Consider the following 20,733-nt stretch of genomic DNA (forward strand, 5'->3'; position numbering starts at 1 on the left):
GATCAGCCGACCGGGACCCATTCCCTGGCGAGCGCCGAAGCCGCCATGGCATGCACCGTGCGCTCGATCCGCAGCCCTTCCTCGAAGGTGATCACATGGGCCGGCGCACCTTCGATGGCCGCCAGCAGTTCCCGGCATTCGATGGCCTTCAGCTCGTTGAAGCCGAGCCCGTGGCCGGGTGCGGGAATGAAGCGGTCATAGGGCCGGTGGACCGGTGCCGCAAGAACGGTGCGGAACCCCTGCAGGCCTCCGGGATCGGCGGTCGTGTAGAGTTGCAGCTCGTTCATCCGCTCCTGGTCGAAGAGGATGGAACCTTCCGAACCGTAGATCTGCAGCGCGATGCGGCCCTTGCGCCCCCATGCCGACCGGTTGACCATCAGCACGCCGGAGGCCCCCTCCTCCGTTCTGAAAAGTGCGGAGGAGATGTCGTGGTTTTCCACCGTGCGCGTGCCGCCTTCGCGGGTCGGACGGGTCTGGTAGGGCTTGGCCATGTCGGCGGCCACCTCCGCGATCCGCCCGTGCAGCACGCTCAGCAGCGAGAGCGGGTGGACGGCAAAATCGTCGAGCGCCCCGTAGCCGGAGGTCTTCTCGCTCTTCCAGTAGAAGGGCTCGGCCGCATCGGCCATGTAGTCCTCGTCCATCTCGAGGCGGATGTGGTTGACCGTGCCGATCCGCCCCTCGGCGATGATGGCGCGCGCCAGCCGGATCATCGGGTTCTGGATGTAGTTGTAGCCGAGGATCGCGATGCGCCCCGAACGCCGCGCCGCCTGCGTCATGCGCTCCGCATCGGCCAGCGACGTCGCCATCGGCTTCTCGCACCACACGTGCTTGCCCGCCTCCAGCGCCGCCACCGCCATTTCGGCATGGAACTGGTTCGGCGCGGCAATGGAGATGACGTCGATCGCGGGATCGGAGAGGAGGTCGCGCCAGTCGCCCGTCGCGCGCGCGAAGCCGAAGGCGCGGCCCTGGCGCTGCGCAAGCTCCTCGGTCGCATCCGCCAGCGCCAAGAGCCGCGGCCGCTCCACGTCGCCGAAGACGGTTGCAACGCTGGTCCAGGCCAGCGCGTGGCACTTGCCCATGTAACCCGAACCGATCAACCCGACGCCGAGACCCATCCGCTTTCCTCCCTCGCATGCGAATCGTTTTAAAGGCCAGCCTAATCGAGGCCGGGCGGGGATGCGAGGCGGCATGTCGGCGGCGGGGCCGGGGCGAAGGACCATGCGCGCACGGCCGCCGGATGCCCCTCCCCTCATTTTTTCTCATCATGCGAGGCGGGCCACTGGAATAAATCCGCGGGTTGATCCGTATATGAGGGCATGGACCGCGACAAACGACCCTTCGACATCATCGGACAGCTGGCGAGCCTTCGCCGCTATGCCCGCGCGCTCGTGCGCAACGGACAGGATGCCGAGGACCTGGTGCAGGACGCGCTGCTGCGGGCCTACGAGAAGCGCTCGACCTTCCGGAAGGGCGCCAATCTCAGGAACTGGCTCATCTCGATCCTGCACAACACCCATGTGGACCGCCTGCGCGCCGCCCGTGCGCGCCGGCAGGCGGACATGGAGGAGCTGGACGAGATGTCGGCGGTCCTGCCGGCCGGGCAGGAAGAGGCGATGCGGCTTGCGGATGTGCGCCGCGCCTTTCTCGACCTGCCGGAAGAGCAGCGCGCCGCGCTCCACCTCGTTGCGGTGGAGGAGCTCTCCTACCAGCAGGCCGCGGACGCGCTGAACATCCCGCTCGGCACGCTGATGTCGAGGATCTCGAGGGCGCGGGCGCGTCTGCGCGCGCTCGACGAACCCGGACGCGAAGCGCCGACGCTCAGACTTGTGAGGAATGCCGATGACTGAACCCGAACCCGTCGCAGAGACCGATTTCGACGCCTATGTCGACAATCAGCTGGACCTGGCCGGCCGGGCGCGGGTGGAAAATCATCTGGCCCACAATCCCGCGGCCGCCGCAAGGGTGATGGCCGACCTGCACATGCGCTCGGCGCTGAAGCTGGCCTTTGCCGATCCGCCGGCCACCGATCGCGCCGAAACGCGTGAGGCTGCGCGCCGGCTCGGCTCGGCCCTCAACGGGCAGCAGATGTGGTCGGGCCTGCGCCGTGCGGCGGCGATCCTGCTCTTCGTGTCGGCGGGCTGGCTTGCCAACAATGCCTTCAACCCGTTCGGCCCGCGCGAGGTGAATGCCTCGACCCACCCGCCGGATTTCGTGTCCCAGGCGGTCGATGCGCACCGCACCCAGGAGATCCGCCAGGGCATGGCTTCGCAGAAGCTTGCGGGCACCTTCGATCCCGAGGAGATCCGCTCGGCCACGGGCATCGTGCTGCCCGAGCTGCCGAAGGGCTGGCGGGTTGCGGAGGCGGAAGTCTTCCCCTCCAGCTTCGGCCCCAGCGTCGAGGCCGTGCTGGTCGGCGAGGATAGCCGCCGGCTTTCCCTCTTCGCCGTCCGCCCCGGGCACTTTGCCGTCGAACCGGTCAGCGCGACCGCGCTCGGCGAGGCTCAGGCCGCCTGGTGGCAGATCGGCGATGTCGCCTATGCGGTCGTTTCCAGCGACCGCGATCCCGGCCTGCGCGAGAAGGCCGAGACCCTGAAATCCACGCTCTACTGATTGTCAAGGAGTTGCGTTTTATGTACCCCGAACAGAACAGAACCGCCTATGGCACGATGAATGCCGCCCTCTATGACGAGGGCCTGCGCCAGCACATGCTGCGCGTCTACAACTACATGGGCCTCGGGCTCGTGATCACGGGCATCGTCGCCTTCGTCGTCGGCACCACGCCGGCGCTTTACGTGCCGATCTTCTCCAGCCCGCTGAAGTGGGTGGTGATGCTCGCCCCGCTCGCCTTCGTGTTCTTCTTCTCCTTCAAGATGCAGACCATGTCGGCAGCCTCGGCGCAGATGACCTTCTACGCCTTCTCGGCGGTGATGGGCCTGTCGCTCGCCTCCATCTTCCTGGTCTTCACCGGCGCCAGCATCGCGCGCACCTTCTTCATCGCCGCCACCATGTTCGGCGCGACCAGCCTCTATGGCTATGTCACGAAGAAGGACCTGTCGAAGTTCGGCTCCTTCCTGATGATGGGCCTGATCGGCGTGGTCATCGCCTCCATCGTCAACATCTTCCTGGGGTCGAGCGCGCTGCAGTTCGCCGTCTCGGTGATCGGCGTCATCGTCTTCACCGGCCTCACCGCCTGGGATACCCAGAACATCAAGGAACAGTATGCCGAAAATGCCGGCCTCGAGGCCAACCAGAAGCTCGCGGTCTTCGGCGCGCTGTCGCTCTACCTGAACTTCGTCAACATCTTCCAGCTGCTGCTCAGCCTTACCGGCCAGCAGGAAGACTGACGCGCACGAGAAACGGCTGGGGCGGCTCAATGTCCGCTCAGATCCGTCCCGCCGCTTCCAGCCTCCGCATCCAGTGCCCCCGGATGCGGAGGCTTTTTGCTTTCGCCTCAGGCGGGGCGGCGGTAGCCGCCGGCAACGCCTTCCGGGCTCAGCACCACCTGCCACAGCTGCACGCTGCGCGCCCTGAAGGCGCCGGCGCAGGACAGCAGATAATAGCGCCACATGCGATGGAAGCGCTCGCCGAGCCGGTCTGCGAAGCGCGGCCACGCCGCCTCGAAGTTCTCGTGCCAGGCCATCAGCGTGCGGTCGTAGTCCGCGCCGAAATTGTGCAGGTCCTCGACGACGAAATGGGGTGCTGCGGCGTCCGCGATCTGCGCGATCGAGGGCAGGTCCCCGTTCGGGAAGATGTAGCGGTCGATCCAGGGGTCGGGCGCCGTCTCGGTGCGGTTCTTGCCGATGGTGTGCAGCAGGAAGAGCCCGTCGTCGCGCAGGCAGCGGCGGGCAACCTGCATGTAGTCCCGGTGGTTCTTGTGGCCCACATGCTCGAACATGCCGACGCTCGCGATGCGGTCGAAGCGCTCGTTCAGGTCGCGGTAGTCCTGCAGCCGGAACTCGAGCGGCAGATGGCGGTAGCGCTTCCGGCACCAGGCGGCCTGCTCGCCGGAAATGGTCACGCCCACGCCCGTCACGCCATAGCGCTCGCTGGCATAGGACAGAAGGCTTCCCCAGCCGCTGCCGATGTCGAGAAGCCGCATGCCGGGCCGGAGGTCGAGCTTGCGGCAGATGAGCTCGAGCTTGGCCTCCTGCGCCGCGTCGAGGCTGGCCGCATCCGCCCAGTATCCGCAGGTATAGGTCATGCGGCGATCGAGCATGGCCTCGTAGAAGTCGTTGCCGAGGTCGTAATGCACCCGCCCCACCTCGAAGGCGCGGGCAATGGTCTGCAGATTGAAGAACCGCGCCTTCAGCGCCGGCAGCAGCAGCGCCAGGGGCTTCACCTTCTCGTCGATCCGCGCCCGGATGAGGCGGTGGAAGAATTCGTCCAGCCGCTCCGCATCCCAGAGCCCGTCCATATAGGCCTCGCCCAGCCCGAGGCTGCCGCGGGCAAGCGCCTGTTTCAGGGCGCCCGAACCGTGGAGGCGCATGTCCCACGGTCGGGTGCCGTTGAGGCGGATGTCGGCGCTTTCGAGCCATTCGGATACGGTGGAGACGAGCGAGGGGGAGTCGGCGTGGCCGTTATAGGCAAGCGATATGCCGTGCATTTCCAGAACCTTCCCGAGAGCGATTGTGATCGATGTGGGCATGAAGGCGGAATAACGCGGGTCAGAACGCCGAGGCGGGCGAAAGGTTCCGGGCCGGCGCGAAAATTTTTTCATGGCGCGATGGCGTGCCCGCCGCGGGAGGGTTCTGGAAAAGGCACGTCCGGCGTGCAAAACTCCAGCGAGGCGGACGGCACGAACGGCCTCCGGAAGACGAAAGGAAGACAGATGTCGAGACAAACCCGTGCAGCCCGGATCGCCCGCGCCGCCCTTGCCAGCCTTCTCATCCTCGGCAGCGCTCCCCTCCTGCCGCCGCTGTCGTCGCCCGCTGCCGCGCAGGAGCAGCGCATGGAGAACCTTGCCTTTGCCCGCGGTGCATCCAGCCGCACCATTCGCGATTCCATTCGCGGGCGGGAAAGCGTCATCTACCGCTTCGCGGCCTCGGCCGGCCAGCGCCTCTCGATCACGATGCGCACCAACAATCCCTCCGCCACCTTCAGTCTCGGCACCCGGCCCGGCGGCGAGCCGCTGCACATGGGCGCCATCGACGGCAATCGCGTGCAGCTGCTGATCCCGCGCAGCGGCAATTTCTTCGTCGAGGTCTATCTGATCCGCAACGCCGCGCGGCGCGGCGAGATTGCCGATTACGCCCTGACGGTCGGCATCACCGGCGCGCCCGATGTGGATGTGGTCGATCCGGGTCTCGGCGATCCGGACTATGCCGACGGGCTTGCCGGCGGCCCCGATTACTGGCGGGTGTCCAATGTCGCGCCGGGCGATCTCCTGAACATCCGCGCCCGCCCCAGCGCCAGCGCCCCGATCGTTGCCCGGGCCGCCAACGGCATGCGGCTTCGCAATCTCGGCTGCCGCATGACCGGCCCGACGCGCTGGTGCCGGGTGGAACTGCGCGACGGCTCGATCGGCTGGGCCGCAGGCCGCTTCCTGCGGGAATAGGCCGGGACGGGCGTCGCCGATTCGGCCTCCCCTCCCCTCTTCGGGAGCGCGAGGCTGGTAGCTGAGAGGGGGCGCAGGCCCCCCTCCCCCTGCCCGCCACCCCGTGCGGTTGTGGCAAATGCGCCGGGAATCGCTGGAGTTAAGGTTCTGTTAACCCTAAATTCCTTGTCACGCCGGGAGAATCGGTTCTAAATGCGATTTGAAGCGCGTTATCGCGTTGAAAACGCATCTTAGAGAAAAACATGAATATGTCGTCCCCGGTCACGTCAGCGGTTTCAGACGTCGACCAGCTGATCATCGCGCAGGCCCGTGAACTCTCCGACAAGCTGAAGCAGCATCGTCTGGAGATGTTCCCCCCGCGCGCCCAGAAGGGCCTGCGTCCGTTCCAGCTTGCGGAAGCGGCCCGCTTCCTCGGCGTCACCAGCGGCTATCTGCGCAACCTGTCGCTGGAGGGCAAGGGCCCCCTGCCCCAGGTCACTCCCTCCGGGCGGCGTTCCTATACCGCCGAGCAGCTTCAGGAGATGCGGGCCTTCCTCGACGAGAATGGCCGTGGCAGCCGCTACGTGCCCCATCGCCGCGAAGGCGAGCATCTGCAGGTCATCGCGGTCGTCAATTTCAAGGGCGGTTCGGGCAAGACCACTTCGGCGGCCCATCTGGCCCAGTATCTCGCCCTCACCGGCCATCGGGTGCTGGCGGTCGATCTGGATCCGCAGGCCTCCCTCTCGGCCATCCACGGCCTGCAGCCCGAATTCGATCTCGGCGAGAACGAGACGCTCTATGCGGCGATCCGCTACGACGAGGAGCGCCGGCCGCTGAAGGACGTCATCCGCAAGACCAATTTCCCCGGCCTCGACATCGTGCCCGGCAATCTCGAGCTGATGGAATTCGAGCACGATACGCCGCGCATTCTCGCCCAGGGCCATTCGGCCGATTATGGCCGGATCTTCTTCGCGCGTCTCGACGAGGCGCTGGCCTCCGTCTCCGATGACTACGACGTGGTGGTGATCGACTGCCCGCCGCAGCTCGGCTTCCTGACCATGAGCGCCATCTGCGCGGCGACGGCGGTGCTGATCACCGTGCATCCGCAGATGCTCGACGTGATGTCCATGTGCCAGTTCCTGCAGATGCTGGGCGAGGTGCTCAACACGCTGAAGGGCGCCGGCGGCAACATGAAGCTCGACTGGCTGCGCTACCTGATCACCCGCTACGATCCGCAGGACGGACCGCAGACGCAGATGGTGGCCTTCATGCGGGCGATGTTCCGCCATCACGTGCTCACCAATCCGATGCTTCGCAGCGTTGCCATCTCCGATGCCGCGCTGACGAACCAGACGCTTTACGAGATCGAGCGCCAGCAGTTTACCCGCGCGACCTATGACCGGGCGCTGGAATCCATGGACGCCGTCAACGGGGAAATCCTCGACCTTATCCACAAGGCATGGGGGCGCAAATGAAGAGGGGCGAGACAGTTTACTGCGGTAAACTTGACCACCGGGAAGGGAGGGCAGCATGGCGCGCAAGAACATCCTGAGCGGCCTGCTCGACCAGAACCGTCCGCAGCCGGCTGAGCTTCCGCCGGTGGCCCCGGAGACCAAATCCGCCGTCCCGCCGCGCGGGCTGGGCGCGCTCGGCGCCGTCACGCGCAGCATCGACGCGCTGGCCGCCAAGGCCGAGGCCGCCGGGCGGCTCGAGGCGCAGCTGGCCGCCGGCGCGGTGATCGTGGATCTCGATCCCGTGCAGATCGAGAACTCCTTCGTCAGCGACCGCATCGGCGACGACGAGGAAGCCTTCCGCCAGCTGGTGGAGGCGATCCGCGAGCGGGGGCAGGATTCGCCGATCCTCGTGCGGCCCCATCCCGACAAGCCGAACCTCTACCAGATTGCCTTCGGTCACCGGCGCGCCCGCGCCGCGCGCGAGCTCGGCATTCCCGTCAAGGCGGTGGTGAAGCCCCTTTCCGATACGGAGCATGTGATTGCCCAGGGGCAGGAGAACTCCGCCCGCGCCGATCTCTCCTTCATCGAGCGGGCGCTCTTTGCCTCCCGGCTTGAGCAGAGAGGCTTCAGCCGCGAGGTGATGATGACGGCGCTCGGGCTGGACAAGACGACGCTGTCCAAGATGCTTTCCGTCTGCAACCGCATTCCGGGCGACATCCTGCATTCGCTCGATCTCGCCCGCGGCATCGGGCGCGACCGCTGGCACGAGCTTGCGACGCTCTTCGACACGCCCGGTGCCGACCAGCGTGCCCGCCATTTCATGAACCAGCGTCCCTATCGCACCGCGAAGACCCTGGAGGAGCGCTTCCTGCTTCTCCTGCGCTTCCTGAAGGAGCCGGCCGAGGCGGCGCCATCCCGCCCCGCCACCGTCCGGAAGGACTGGGCGCGTCCCGATGGTGCGGTCAAGGCGAAGATCGCCGACGACGGAAAGACATTCACGATTGCGCTGAAGGCTGCCCGCGCGGCGGATTTCGGCGCCTATCTCACCGCGCAGCTCGACCGGCTCTACGAGGCCTTCGAGCGCGAGAACGCCAACAGCAACGGAGACTGAACCCGCAAAAGAAAAAGGCCCCCGCAACGAAACCGCCGTGGAAGCCCTTCTCAATGGTGTAAGCAGCCTGAGAATCTCATTTCCACGAATCCCTGTCAAGCGTTTAGGCGTCGTTCGGCGAGCAGATTTCTTTTGCCTTTGAAAAGGTGAAGGAAAAGACAGATGGAAAGCGTGACGACGCCCTTCGGGCGGCGGCCGATGACGCTTGGCATGCTTGCAAGCCAGGTGCGCGGACGGGAGATCGCGCCCGACCGCACCGCCGACAAATGGAAACTCTTCCGAGCGCTCTGCGAGGCGCGCCCGCGGCTCGGCATCACCGACCGGGCGCTGGCCCTGCTGAATGCGCTGCTCTCCTTCTATCCGAAGGCAGAGCTGGCGGCCGGCGATGGCCTGGTTGTGTTTCCCTCCAATGCCCAGCTTTCGCTGCGGGCCAACGGCATGGCCGAAGCGACCATCCGCCGGCATCTCGCGGCACTCGTTGAGGCGGGGCTGATCCTGCGCAAGGACAGTGCCAATGGCAAGCGCTATGCCCGCCGGGACGGCGAGGGGGCGCTGGACGAGGCCTTCGGCTTTTCCCTCGCGCCGCTTCTGGCCCGGGCAGACGAAATCGAGCGGCTGGCCGCGGATGTGGTTGCCGAACGGCTGGCCTTCCAGCGGCTCAGGGAACGGCTGACGATCGCGCGCCGGGACGTGTCCAAGCTGATCGAGGCAGCTCTGGAAGAGGGGGCTCCGGGCGACTGGACGATGGCGCTGGAAGAGCACCGGACCATCCTGGCCGGCCTTGGCCGGAAGCCTTCCGCATCGGATGTCATGGCAGCGCTCGATGCCATGGAGGCGCTCCGGGAGGAAATCGTCAACCAGCTGGAAACTATCGCACTTTCGCAGATTCCAAGCGGCAATCCCTTACAGGATGAGCGGCACATACAGAATTCAAACACCGAATCCACCCATGAATCTGAACAGCTCTTCGAAAAAGAGCAGGGCGAAAGGCCGGGGCCCGAACGGAAGGGGCTGGCCGTGCCGCCGAAGACCTTCCCGCTTGGCCTGGTGCTGTCTGCCTGCCCCGATATTGCCGATTACGGACCGGAAGGGGCGGTCAAGTCCTGGCGCGACCTGATGGCGGCGGCGGTGGTGGTGCGCACCATGCTGGGCGTCAGCCCCTCGGCCTATCAGGAAGCCTGCGAGGTCATGGGGCCGGAAAATGCGGCGATTGCCATGGCCTGCATTCTGGAGCGGGCGAACGAGATCCAGTCGGCGGGCGGTTATCTGCGCGACCTGTCGCGGCGGGCGGCGCGGGGCGAATTCTCCGTCGGGCCGATGCTGATGGCGGCGCTGCGCGGGCGTGGCGGAGGCATCCGGCAGGCATCCTGATCCTTGTCCGGCCTCGCGGTTTACGGCAGTAAACTCGCCGGTCACAGGACGGGATCGGCGGCGGGCGGGCAGCGCTGCATTTCCTGCATTGCTGCAATGCGAAAATCGTAGTTGTGAAGTGTGCGCTGCAACAATATCTTGATCATCAGCAAGCGGGTCCTCCTCCTCCCAAACCCCTTGCGGCGACCACCGGCGCTCCTCCTCCCAAGCCGATGGTCATGATCGAGAAGCCCGACGCACCTCCTCCCGCGTCGGGCTTTTTCGTTTGCGGTGCGGGCCGGTGTCTGGCGGTGCGAACCGCTTGACCTTTTCCTCTCCCGCGTCATCTTTGGCGAGGATGCGGGGGCGGGCAGTCTCCGCAACGCAGCGAGGGGAGAAGCTCAGTCATGCCGCGCCGAAACCGTATCGAGGTCAAGTCCTGGTACGAGGCGCCGCCGCCGCCCGTCTGCCCGATCTGCGAGCGACCCATCCCGGAAAGCCAGCGCGACGCCCATCATCTCGTTCCGAAAAGCAGGGGAGGGCGCGTGACGGAGGACCTCCACCGCATATGCCACCGGCAGATCCACGCGCTCTTTACCGAAAGAGAGCTGGCGAGGGACTACCACTCGGTCGAGGCCATTCTTGCCCATCCCGAAATGCAGAAATTCGTCGCCTGGATCCGGAAGAAGCCGCCGGACTACAGCGACGGGGTGAAGAAGAGCCGCCGCCTGCGCGAGGGGAGGGGGCAGGACCAGGGAAAATGAAAAAAGCGCCCCGCGGGATCACGGGGCGCTTTCCGGTTTCTGGCCTTGAATGCCGTATCAGGCGGCCTTCTGGGCTTCCACGTCGGTGGGAACGGTGGAGATCGTCTTCAGGATCTGCGAAGCGATCTGGTAGGGGTCGCCCTGGGAGTTCGGGCGACGGTCTTCCAGATAGCCGCGGTAGCCGTTGTTGACGAAGCTGTGCGGGACGCGGATCGACGCGCCGCGGTCGGCAACGCCCCAGCTGAACTGGTGGATCGAGGCGGTTTCATGCTTGCCGGTGAGGCGCATGTGGTTGTCCGGGCCATAGACGGCGATGTGGTCTTCGCGGGCTTCCGCAAAGGCAGCCATCAGGCTTTCGAAATAGGCCTTGCCGCCCACTTCGCGCATGTACCGGGTCGAGAAGTTGGCATGCATGCCCGAGCCGTTCCAGTCGGTGTCGCCGAGCGGCTTGCAGTGATATTCGATGTCGATGCCGTATTTTTCGGTCAGGCGCTGCATCAGGTAGCGGGCGAGCCAGATTTCGTCGGCAGCCTTGCGGGAGCCCTTTCCGAAGATCTGGAATTCCCACTGGCCCTTGGCGACTTCGGCATTCACGCCTTCATGGTTGAGGCCGGCGGCGAGGCAGATGTCCAGGTGTTCCTCGACGATCTGGCGGGCGATGTCGCCGACATTGCTGTAGCCGACGCCGGTGTAGTAGGGGCCCTGCGGTGCGGGGAAGCCGGTTTCCGGGAAGCCGAGCGGACGGCCGTTCTTGTAGAAGAAGTATTCCTGCTCGAAACCGAACCAGGCGTCCTCGTCGTCCAGGATGGTGGCGCGGGTGTTGGAGGGATGCGGCGTCTTGGCGTCGGGCATCATGACTTCGCAGAGAACCAGCACGCCATTGGTGCGGACCGGATCGGGATAGACGGCGACGGGCTTCAGAACGCAATCGGAGCTGTTGCCTTCGGCCTGCTGGGTGGACGAGCCATCGAAGCCCCAGTTCGGCAGCTGCTCGAGAGTCGGGAAGGACTCGAATTCCTTGATCAGGGTCTTGCCGCGCAGGTTCGGGGTGGGCTTGTATCCATCGAGCCAGATGTACTCGAGCTTGAACTTGGTCATTTTTTCTCTCACGTGACGCTGGATTCCACTATGGCCCCGGGCATTCTTCCGTGCCCGACAACCGCCGCCCACAAGAGTTGCAGGAACCGTGCCAGATGCCGCCCCTGCGGCGGAACGACGCGAAAAATACCGAATCCGGGCACTCGGCCATGCCTCTGCACTGCCCGGGCATCACGCAGCGCCTCGCTGCGAGCGGAACGTGCACAAAAAATAGGCAAGCCTGCCGGGCTTTGAGGCAGCAATTACCCGCGGCAGCACGAAAAAGGGGCGCGCTGCCTGGGCAAGGCCGCGCGCCCCGTTGACATCGGGCCGTATCGGAAAGGCCCTTACGGCGCCATCAGCGCCTTCAGGCGGTCGATGGCTGCTGCGAAACCGTTCAGCGAGACCGAAAGGGGCGTCTTCTGCCCGTCGGCGCTCGTTCCGCCGAGCTTCAGCACCTTGCCGCTTCTGAGCCGCTCCGTCAGGGCGGCATCGAAGGTGGCCGGCACGAGGCAGCCCGCGGGGATGCAGGTGCTGAAGCGAAGCGCTTCGCCCGCCGCATCCTCGTCCACCGCAAGGGTGATGCCCGCATCGAGGAGAAGGCCGAAGGGCAGGACGAGCGTAGCCTCCAGCGCATCCGCCTTTCCTTCGCGCACCTCGATCGCCAGCACCCGCTGGCCGTTCTGCTGCATCTGCTGCTGGGAAACGGCGCACTGGCGGGTGTTTTCGATCATCCGGCAGGCGACGCTCCAGTCGCCATAGCTCTCCTGCAGCGAGGAGGCGCCGCCGGGAAGCCCGGCCACGGGCGCCTTGTCCTCGGCCCTTGCGGGCATGAGGGAAAGGCCGAGGAAAAGAAGGGTGGCGGTTGCGGATCTCGTCATGGGGGACGTTTTTCTCTGCATTTCAGAACCTGACATTGAGTTCGGCCTTCACGCCATGGTCGCGTGCATCGCCTGAAAGCTGGCCGGTATAGGAAAGTTCCAGCGTGGCCGCCGGTGTGAAGTCGAAGCCGAGGCCGGCTTCGATGAGGAGGCTGTCGCGGGCGATCGGGGCACCGCCGACGGTGAAGAGGTCGGAGCCGGCAAAGCCGTGGGTGGATCGGGGCACCGTATCGCCCATCGCATGACGCCAGCCGATCGTCCCATGGAGCGTGCCGGTCGCTTCCCCGAGCCCGATCTCCCGTTCTCCCCGAAGGCCGAGGGTCGAGAAGGTCACGCCCTGCGCGTCGCCATCGCCGGAAAGCGCGCCGATGCCGCCGGTCTCGCGCCAGCTATCGCCGTTCAGCCGCACATGGGCGAGATTGGCGAAGGGTTCGAGGCGGAGATTGCCGAGGTCCACCGCATAGGCCACCTCGCCGAAGGCCTGGAGGCTGGAGGCGCCGTACTCTGCCGCAAGCGCCTCGGAAAGGCCGGTAAAGTCGATGCCGCGACGGGTATCGATGTCGTGCCAGGCATAGGCCAGTCCCGTGCGCAGCGAAACGCCGCCGAGCATCGTGCCGGCATAGAGGCCCGCGTGATAGCTGTCGGCATTCGCCTCCGAGAGCCGGTCCGCCGCCTCGAAGCCGGAATGGCTGTAGCCGCCGAGAAGGCCGATCCGCCACCGGTCGAGGAAGAGCGCATCGGCGCCGAAGAGCAGACCCCTGGTCGAGCGGGCAAGCGCGGCGGCATTTCCGTCGCTCTCCGTCTCGCCCCAGGAGCCGAAGCCGGCGCTCCAGAAGACCGGTCCCTGATCGTCGGCGGCCGCACTGGCGAACGAGCCGTCCGGGCCATAGGCGATGACGGGAGCGCTGCGGCCCGAGGTCTCGCCGAAGGCGGCGCGCAGCCGGTCGTTGATCGCGCCGCGCACATGGCGGCTGTCCTCGATGAGGCCCGTTGCGGTGGATGCGTGGATCTCGCCCGAAAGCTGGTCGAAGGCGATCCGGGCCGTCCTGGCGTCGAGCTGGACGATCCGGTCGTGAAGCCGGTCGCCGGGGGAAAGGCCGTCCAGGGCCCGGGCGGTGGCGCGCTGGTTGCGGCTCGCCGCGACATCCTCGAAGGCCGTGCCGTTCCGCGTGAGCGTCAGGCGAATGTCCTTCGCATCGTAGAGGAGCGAGGCGTCGAGGAAGGCGAAGTCGGAGGTCACCCGGTCGAAACGTCCTGATATCCCGCCATCGGCGGTGAGGATGCGGTAGGCGGCTGCGGGATCGTAGCCGCCTGTCGCGCCGATATGGGCGACGGTGCCGCCGAGAAGCCTGGCCGAGCCGGTCACGCGGATGATATCCGCCGCGCCGACGCCCGGTGCTGCCTCCACCTCGTAGCGGCCGCCCTTTTCCATCACCAGATCGCCATCCACCGTCAGCATGCCCGGCGAGTGACCGGGGGCGACGGTGCCGCCATCCCCGATGGTCACGACCGATCCCGCTCCGGAGCCGACCGTGCCGATGCCGGAGAGACGGCCGCCCCTGCCGATCCGGGCCGATCCGCCGAGCTCCCGGTCGACGACGAGCGTTGCACCGGTGACGTCGGTCGTGCCGGCAAACCCCGTGGCATCGCCGGTGAGCGTGACCGTGCCGCCGCCGGTGACGGAGAAGCGCCCCGTGCCCGTGAGATCGCCGGCATAGCTGCCTGCCTCCGCCTGGTCGAAGGTGAAGCGCCCGGCCGCGCCGAGCGCGATGTCGCCCTGGAAGCGGGCGGTTGCCGAGCGCAGCTCGCCGGCTTCCACCGTCCAGTCGAGGCTCGACGCGCCGCCAAGGACAAGGCGTCCCGCGCCACGTTTGATCATGGTGCCGGAAACGCCGCCGAGGCTGCCGATCGTGCCGGCAAAGCGGCCATCGGTCGCCTGATCGAAGACAACCGTCCCGGCATTGCCGAGGTCGCCGCGGATCGAGGCCGCCGTGCCCACAAGCGTTCCCGCCCGCACCCGCGTGTCGCCGCCGTAGCTGTTCGCGCCCGAAAGAACCAGCGTGCCCCGGTCGTCCTTCACCAGATCCGTATCGCCCTGAAGGGCGGCGGAGATGGTTGCCGTCATGGCAGCCCCCGCCGCCGTGCCGTCACCGACGCGGATGACGGTCTCGCCGCCCGCGCCTTCAAGGGAAAGGGGACCGCCGGCGAGGCGGTAGCCGTCCGCCGCGAACTGCAGGCCGGTCGCGCGGACCGCGCCGCCGCCATTGTCCACGCGCACCGTGCCGCCGGTGCCGCCGAAGATCGCGAAGGAAGGGGAGGGGCCATAGCCGCCATTGCGGATGCCGGCTGCATCGGTCCAGTTGCGGGTGCCGATGCTCCAGCTGCCGTCGCCGCCGTCGATCCGCTGGTTGCCGTGGAGGGCGGCGTTTCCGCCGTCCCAGAAGGCCAGCGCCGCACCCTTGGTGGATACCAGGTTGACCTGCCCGGAAATGGCGGTCTGCACCGCCAGGCTGTCGCGCTCGCCGGAGGAGGGGATCGCGCCGATCTCTAGGCCGTTGTCCGTCAGGCTGCCGCCATAGGAGAGGATCCGGTAGACGCCCGCGCTGAAGCCGCCGGCATCGGAAATGTCGAGCCGCCCGTCGAGCGTCACGTCGCCGCCGATATCGAAGAGCGCCACTGCCGAGGGCGTGCCGAGTGCGACGTCGAGGATGGCGCCGCCGGAAAGGGAGAGCGCGCCGAGCCGCATCGTCTGGCCGGCGCGGCCTTCGAGCCTGCCGCCGTTTTCCACCGTGACCGTGCCGGCGATCCGGCCCGTGCCGGCAAGCGAAGCACCGCCCGCGACCTCGATGCGGCGGCTGTCGATGGAGCCGTCGACCCTCAGGCGCCCGCCGCCGACCCGGATTGCGTGGTCCGTATCGCTCGCGCCCGAAAGCATGAAGGTGCCCGCGCCGACCTTCTGCAGGCCGTAGCCGGAGGAGAGCGGCGCCATGCCGGAGAGATTGCCGGCGAAGGTGAAGTCGCCGCCGCTCGTGCCGACGGTGATCCCGTCAGGCCCCGCCCAGGTGATGTCGGCAAGGCCCCCGCCGGTGAGCTCGCCGAAGGTTTCGCTCTGCTGGAAATCGACCCGCGCGCCCGCATCCACCGTCAGCCTTGCGGTATCGGCAAGCGACCGGTTGGCGGTCCGGCTCCAGTTGTCGAGCCAGAGGCGGCCCTGGCGCACCCGGACATTGCCGGTGAAGCTGTTGTCGCCGTAAAGGCTGAGCGTGCCGGCGCCGGTTTTCTCGAAACCCGCATTGCCCGAAATGGTCCGGTAAAGCCCGGCATCCTGTCCCGCATCGACGGCGAAGGTCACGTTGCCGTCGAGCGCCACCGTGCCGAGGTTGGAATAGGGCGAGGAGGCAAAGCTGAGCGTCGTGCCGCCCGCCATCCGGATCGCCCCCGAACCCAGGGCCCGGGCGTCGAGGAGGCGCAGCGTTCCCGCCTCGATCCGCGTGCCGCCCGCATAGGTGTTGATCCCGCCGAGCCCGAGCGTGCCCGCGCCGCGCTTCGTCAGCGCGCCGCCCGAGATCACGCCGCGGAAATTCGCCGTCGCCGGCCCCGCGACGTTGAAGATGCCGCCTGTCGGCCCCAGCATGGAAACGGATCGCAGGCTGTCGAGATTGCCGGCGATCTCAAGCGCGCCGCCGGAAAAGATCAGATTGCCGCCGGAAGCGCCGAGCGCATTGTCCGCTGCGATGCGGAGCGTGCCGCCCCTGATCTGGGTGCCCCCGGAATAGGTGTTGATGCCCGAGAGCACGAGCGTGCCGAGATCGTCCTTGATGAGCCGGGAGGCGCCGGAAAGCGCAGCGCCGACCGTGGCGGTCATGGCAGAGCCCGCCGCCGTGCCGTCGCCGACGCGGATCACGGTTTCGCCGCTTGCCCCCTGAAGGGAAAGGCCGTCCCCGGTGAGGCTGTAGCCATCGGCGGCGAACTGCATGCCGGTGATGCCGATCGCGCCGCCCGCATCGTCCACCGTCACGGTGCCGCCCGTCCCGGAGAAGACCGCATAGGTGGGGTTCGGGTTGTAGCCGCCGTTGATCGCACCGTTCTGGTCGGTCCAGTTGGGGCCGGCGCTTGCCGTGTCCATGCTCCAGGTGCCGGAGCCGCCCTCGATCCGCCCGTTGGAATGGCCGGATGGCGCGCCGCCATCCCAGAAGCCGAGGGTGAGGCCCGCGGCATTGACCAGGTTTACCGTGCCTGCGACACCCGTCTGCACCGAAAGCGCACCGGCTTGCGCGCCGCCTGGCACCGTGCCGATGTTCATGCCCCGGTCGGTGAGCGTCCCGCCATAGGTCATCAGCCGGTAGATGCCGGTGCCGAAGCCGCCCGTATCGGCAATGTCGAGCCGCCCGTCGAGCGTCACGTCGCCGCCGACATCGACGAGCGCGGCATTGCCCGGCGCGCCGAGGCCGACGGAAAGGATGCCGCTCGAGGCGAAGGCGAGATCGCCATCGACGCGAAGCGTCTGGCCTGCGGTTTGCCGGAGCGTGCCGCCGTGATCGACTAGGACCGAGCCCGCAATCCGGCCTGTACCCGACAGCGTGCCGGAAAAGCCGGCGGTGACCCTTGCGGCCCCGCCGAGGGGATCGCCGAAGGTGCCGGTGATCGCAAGCGTGCCGGCGGCAACGGTCGCCTCGCCCGTATAGGCGGCGCTGGCATCGTTGAGGCCCGACAGCGTCAGCGTGCCGGTGCCCTGCTTGGTGATGTCGCCCCCGCCGGTAAAGGGCGTGGCGATGCCGATCGAATAGCCATTGGTGGCGATGAAGGCCCCGCCCGCGCCGATCGTGATGTCGCCCGCCTGGAAGCCCTTGAGGAAATCCGCTTCATGGGCGTTCGCCACCAGCGTGCCGCCGTTGAAGCGCAGCGAAGCCTGTCCGATGCCGCGCACGAGGCCGGGAGCCGCAAGCGAGCCGCGCGCCCCGGCCGTGCCGTTGAGCTCTACGATGCCGACGCCCGACGGATTGAGGCTGCCGCTCATGTTCACGGCGCTGCCGGCGATCACCCGGCCATTGTTCTCGACCTTGAGCGTGCCCGTGCCGGCATCGCCGAGCTCCAGCCGGTCAGTCGCAAGCCGCGTGTTCAGCCCGCCGACCGTGATCGTCGAGCCGAAGCGGGCATAGACCGTCTCGTTGACGATATCGGCGCCGCCGGAAATCGTAAGGTTGCCCTGGTCGGCCACAGACAGCCTGTAATTGCTGTTGCCGGTCAGGGTGAGCGTGCCGGTGCCGAAGACCAGAAGGTCCGCGTCGCCGGGTCCGTTGACGATGCTGCCGGAGAAAGTGGTGTTGCCCGACTGGTTGACGGCCACGGAGCGGCGGGTACCGGCCGCGAAATTGGTGATCGTGCCGCCGCCGCTGAGCGATCCGACGGAAAAAGGGTTCGAGCCGCCAAGCGCCAGCGTTGCGCCGCTGGCAACGGTGAGATGTCCGCCTGACGTGTTCACGCCGCCATTAAGGCCGGTGAGCCGCAGCGTGCCTTCCTCGATGGTCAGGCCACCCGTCTGGGTGTTGTAGGCGGTCAGCGTCAGCGTGCCCGCGCCGCGCTTCACCAGCGCGCCGGTTCCGGTAAGCCCGTGATTGATCGTCACGTTGTAGCCGCGGTCGTCGTAGTAGAGACCACCCGCGGCAATTTCCACCTCGCCCGCTGCAAGGCCGCGGATCAGGTCCGTCTGATCCCCCTGCGGGCGCAGGATGCCGCCGTCGAAGAGAAGCTTCGACGTCGCCGTATCGCTCGTGATGACCCCGGCTGTCAGGACGCCGCGGGCGGCGGCGGTGCCGCGCACCGTCGTCTGGCCGAAGCTGCCGGTTCCCTGGCCAAGGGTGACAAGGGTGGCATCGACCTCGCCGCCATTGTCGATCACCAGCTGGCCCTCGCCCGACTGGCCGAGAATGATGTTGCCGGTACTGGTCCAGAGCGAACCGGCGCCGGTAACCGTCGTGCGGCCGACGAAGCCGCTGCCGATGCCGAAGAAGGTATTGCCCGATGTGGTCAGCCGCCCGCCGTTCTCGACCCGGAGATTGCCCTCGGCCTGCAGACCCACCACGGCGATGCGCGTGGTGAGCGCGCTGCCCGGATCCGCGATCGTGAGGGTGGCCGGTGCGCCGCTCGAGGTCGCCACATGAATGAGATCCGAGGAGGCGGTCGCTCCCTGTTCGATGCGGATCAATCCGGGCCCAAGCGCGCCGGCATCGATGGAATAGGCGGCCGCCAGGCTTGCCCCTGCGCCCGACAGCACGACCTCGCCGCCATCCACCCCCAGCGTGTTGAGCGTGTTGGCCCCTGTCAGCGTCAGCCGGCCGGACCCCTCCTTCCGGAAATAGACGCCCTTGCCGCCGTTCTGGAAGCGTCCGGTGAAGGTGGTATCCGCCGCCTGATCCGCAACGAGAATGCCCAGCAGCGGGGAGCCGGTCTTGGTATCGGTGATCGTGCCGGCGCCGGAGAGGTCGCCCACCCGCTGCGTCGTACCGAAAAGATCGAGCTTCGCGCCCGCCGCGACCGATAGGGCCCCCGTGCCGGCGCCGAGCGTGCCCGCGCCATCCACCCGGATCGTGCCGCCCTCGATGCGGGTGGCGCCCGCATAGCTGTTGGCGCCGGTGAGCAGAAGCGTGCCCCGATCGGTCTTCGAAAGGCCCGAACCGCCGGTCAGCGCCGAGGCGACCGTCGCGGTCATCAGCTGGCCCATGACAGTGCCGTCGCCGACGCGGACCACGGTTTCGCCGCTTCCCCGGAGTTCGACGGGATCGCCCGCGAGCTGGTAACCGTTGACGGCAAATTGCAGGCCGGTGACACCGATGGCGCCTGCGGAATTGTCGACGGTGACGGTGCCCGCGCTTCCCTGAAAGACGGCGAAGCTCGGATTGTCATAGGTTCCCGTCGCGAGATCGTTCTGATCCGCCCAGCCTGTCCCGTTTGCCGTCCAGGTGCCGCTGCCGCCATCGATCTGGCCGTTCTGGTAGAGCGCGGGGTTTGCCCCGTCCCAGAACCGGTAGCCGAGGCCAAGCGTGGTGCGGACGATGTTCACCTGCCCGGCAATGCCGGTCTGGAGGGCGAACTGGTCCGGCGTCGAGCCGACTGGCAGGCTGCCGAGCGCGAGGCCCCCGTCGATCAGCGATCCGCCATAGGTGAAGAGCTTGTAGATGCCGGGGCCGTACTGCCCGGGACCGTAGGGGGAGGCGGAGATGTTGAGCGTGCCGTCGAGGCGAAGGTTGCCCGCGACGGAAAAGAGCGGACCAGCGGAGGCGCCGGCCAGCGCGATATCGATGGTGGAACCCGGCGCGAGGAGAAGATCGCCATTGACCGTCAGCTGCCGGCCGCTTCGCCCGGTGAGGCTCGCACCGTCGTCGAAGGTGGCGGTGCCATCGAGCGTGCCTGCGCCACCGAAGGCCGCACCCGGCTGGACGAAGACCTGGGCGGGGGTGGTGAGGGGATCGAAATCGCCGTAGCTGCCGTCGAGCAGCAGCGTTCCCGCCTCGACCATCGCCTTGCCGCGGAAGTAATTGGTCCCGGCGAGCGTCAGCGTTCCGGCGCCGATCTTGTGCAGGTCGCCCGGGCCCCGGAAGGCGGTGCCGATGGTGACATCATGGCCGTTGCTGTCGATATAGGCTCCGCCGGTGCGGATCTCGGGCTCCATGCTGCCCATCAGGAAGGCATTGTTGCTCGTCATGGCCCTGAGGATGCCGCCCTCGAAGACCAGGCTGCGATTGCCGGGTCCCGTTTCGAAAATGGCCGTTTCGAGCGTGCCGCGCGCCGTGGCATCCCCGGTAAGCGTGACGGAGCCGCTGCCGTAATCCGTGCCGTCATTGCCCTGGCCGACCATGATCCGGAAGGTACGGACGAGCGCGCCGTCGGAGATACTGAGTTGGCCGATGCCGAAATTGCCGATGGTGAGATTACTGTCCACCCGCCATTCTGTGCCCCGGCCATAGACGCCGATGAAGCCGTGGGCGCCGTCGCGGTCGCCCACCATGGCCTGCCAGTTCGTCCGCACCACGGCGCCATTCTCGATCCGGATGTAGCCGTCGCTGCTCTCCGCGATGCTGAAATAGGTGTTTTCCAGGCGTGAGCCCGCACCCGTGACGAGGAGAGAGGAATCCATCGGGCCGGAGCCCTTGCCCACGGTCATGGTGCCGTTGCTGACGAAACCGCCGTTCTTGATCTCGAGCCGGGTGGTCACCGAGGCGCCGACGGTCAGGTTGCCGTCGATCACCCAGGGCGAGGGGTAGGTGCCGCCGCCGGCCCCGTTGATCGTCGTCGTGCCGCCGTCGAGCGTCACGTCGGCTGCGGTGGCGGGCAGGCCCGTGGCCACCAGCGCCAGAAGGGAGACACTCGACAGCCAGGCCGCGCGGCGGATCGAGGTGCGCCCCTCAATATAATCAACCGGAGAGTGTATATTTTTAGACCGTTTCTTTGCCATCGATGTCCGCACCCCGTCCGGCATACGCAAAACGCGACGCCTCCACCGTCTTTGCGACACCGATGGCCGCTCAAGCCTTATCGCCGAGCCGCCGTGCCCCTACCAATCCAA

At 67.2% G+C, this 20,733-nt stretch carries 13 protein-coding genes; 8 read left to right on the top strand and 5 right to left on the bottom strand.

The annotated features are described in order from the left end of the window. Positions 1–2 precede the first annotated feature (2 nt). Entirely contained in the window at positions 3–1,115 is a 1,113-nt protein-coding gene (locus tag GGR23_RS16350; protein WP_183367384.1) for a Gfo/Idh/MocA family protein, read from the bottom strand. A 201-nt stretch (positions 1,116–1,316) separates the two neighbouring features. On the opposite strand from GGR23_RS16350, the gene GGR23_RS16355 reads away from it, so the two are divergent. The 3 genes from GGR23_RS16355 to GGR23_RS16365 are packed head-to-tail and all read left to right on the top strand — an operon-like array spanning position 1,317 to position 3,344. Further along, on the top strand, positions 1,317–1,847 hold the full coding sequence (locus tag GGR23_RS16355) for a sigma-70 family RNA polymerase sigma factor (RefSeq protein ID WP_183367385.1): 531 nt from the start codon (positions 1,317–1,319) through the stop codon (positions 1,845–1,847). Further along, positions 1,840–2,610 (top strand): anti-sigma factor family protein, encoded by a 771-nt coding sequence (locus GGR23_RS16360; RefSeq protein ID WP_183367386.1) that lies wholly within the window; start codon positions 1,840–1,842, stop codon positions 2,608–2,610. Before GGR23_RS16355 ends, GGR23_RS16360 begins: the two co-directional genes overlap by 8 nt. 20 nt (positions 2,611–2,630) lie before the next feature. Beyond that, a complete protein-coding gene (locus GGR23_RS16365; protein WP_183367387.1) occupies positions 2,631–3,344 on the top strand; it encodes a Bax inhibitor-1/YccA family protein in 714 nt (237 codons plus the stop codon). A 107-nt stretch (positions 3,345–3,451) separates the two neighbouring features. On the opposite strand, the gene cfa is transcribed toward GGR23_RS16365, so the two are convergent. Beyond that, positions 3,452–4,603 (bottom strand): cyclopropane fatty acyl phospholipid synthase, encoded by a 1,152-nt coding sequence (gene cfa, locus GGR23_RS16370; RefSeq protein ID WP_183367388.1) that lies wholly within the window; start codon positions 4,601–4,603, stop codon positions 3,452–3,454. Positions 4,604–4,828: 225 nt separating this feature from the next. On the opposite strand from cfa, the gene GGR23_RS16375 reads away from it, so the two are divergent. The 5 genes from GGR23_RS16375 (at position 4,829) to GGR23_RS16395 (ending at position 10,212) form a co-directional block, all read left to right on the top strand. Beyond that, positions 4,829–5,554, top strand: a complete 726-nt coding sequence (locus GGR23_RS16375) for an SH3 domain-containing protein (protein WP_183367389.1) — start codon at positions 4,829–4,831, stop codon at positions 5,552–5,554. Positions 5,555–5,796: 242 nt separating this feature from the next. Beyond that, positions 5,797–7,008 carry a plasmid partitioning protein RepA gene (repA, locus tag GGR23_RS16380; protein ID WP_183367390.1) on the top strand — a complete coding sequence of 404 codons (1,212 nt, stop codon included), beginning with the start codon at positions 5,797–5,799 and terminating at the stop codon, positions 7,006–7,008. A gap of 55 nt (positions 7,009–7,063) precedes the next feature. Continuing rightward, a complete protein-coding gene (repB, locus tag GGR23_RS16385; RefSeq protein ID WP_183367391.1) occupies positions 7,064–8,098 on the top strand; it encodes a plasmid partitioning protein RepB in 1,035 nt (344 codons plus the stop codon). A gap of 162 nt (positions 8,099–8,260) precedes the next feature. After that, on the top strand, positions 8,261–9,469 hold the full coding sequence (repC, locus tag GGR23_RS16390) for a plasmid replication protein RepC (protein ID WP_183367392.1): 1,209 nt from the start codon (positions 8,261–8,263) through the stop codon (positions 9,467–9,469). 386 nt (positions 9,470–9,855) lie between these two features. Next, positions 9,856–10,212: an HNH endonuclease signature motif containing protein gene (locus tag GGR23_RS16395; protein WP_183367393.1), complete on the top strand. Its 357-nt coding sequence runs from the start codon at positions 9,856–9,858 to the stop codon at positions 10,210–10,212. Between the two features lie 57 nt (positions 10,213–10,269). Here the strand turns inward: GGR23_RS16395 and GGR23_RS16400 are convergent, their stop codons facing one another. The 3 genes from GGR23_RS16400 to GGR23_RS16410 all read right to left on the bottom strand — a co-directional run bounded on the left by GGR23_RS16400 (position 10,270) and on the right by GGR23_RS16410 (position 20,622). Beyond that, a complete protein-coding gene (locus tag GGR23_RS16400) occupies positions 10,270–11,310 on the bottom strand; it encodes a glutamine synthetase beta-grasp domain-containing protein (protein ID WP_183367394.1) in 1,041 nt (346 codons plus the stop codon). Between the two features lie 326 nt (positions 11,311–11,636). Continuing rightward, entirely contained in the window at positions 11,637–12,170 is a 534-nt protein-coding gene (locus GGR23_RS16405) for an invasion associated locus B family protein (protein ID WP_183367395.1), read from the bottom strand. Positions 12,171–12,192: 22 nt separating this feature from the next. After that, positions 12,193–20,622 carry an autotransporter-associated beta strand repeat-containing protein gene (locus GGR23_RS16410; RefSeq protein ID WP_183367396.1) on the bottom strand — a complete coding sequence of 2,810 codons (8,430 nt, stop codon included), beginning with the start codon at positions 20,620–20,622 and terminating at the stop codon, positions 12,193–12,195. Positions 20,623–20,733 lie beyond the last annotated feature (111 nt).

It is taken from the genome of Gellertiella hungarica, assembly GCF_014197145.1.
In the GTDB taxonomy this organism is placed as follows: domain Bacteria; phylum Pseudomonadota; class Alphaproteobacteria; order Rhizobiales; family Rhizobiaceae; genus Gellertiella; species Gellertiella hungarica.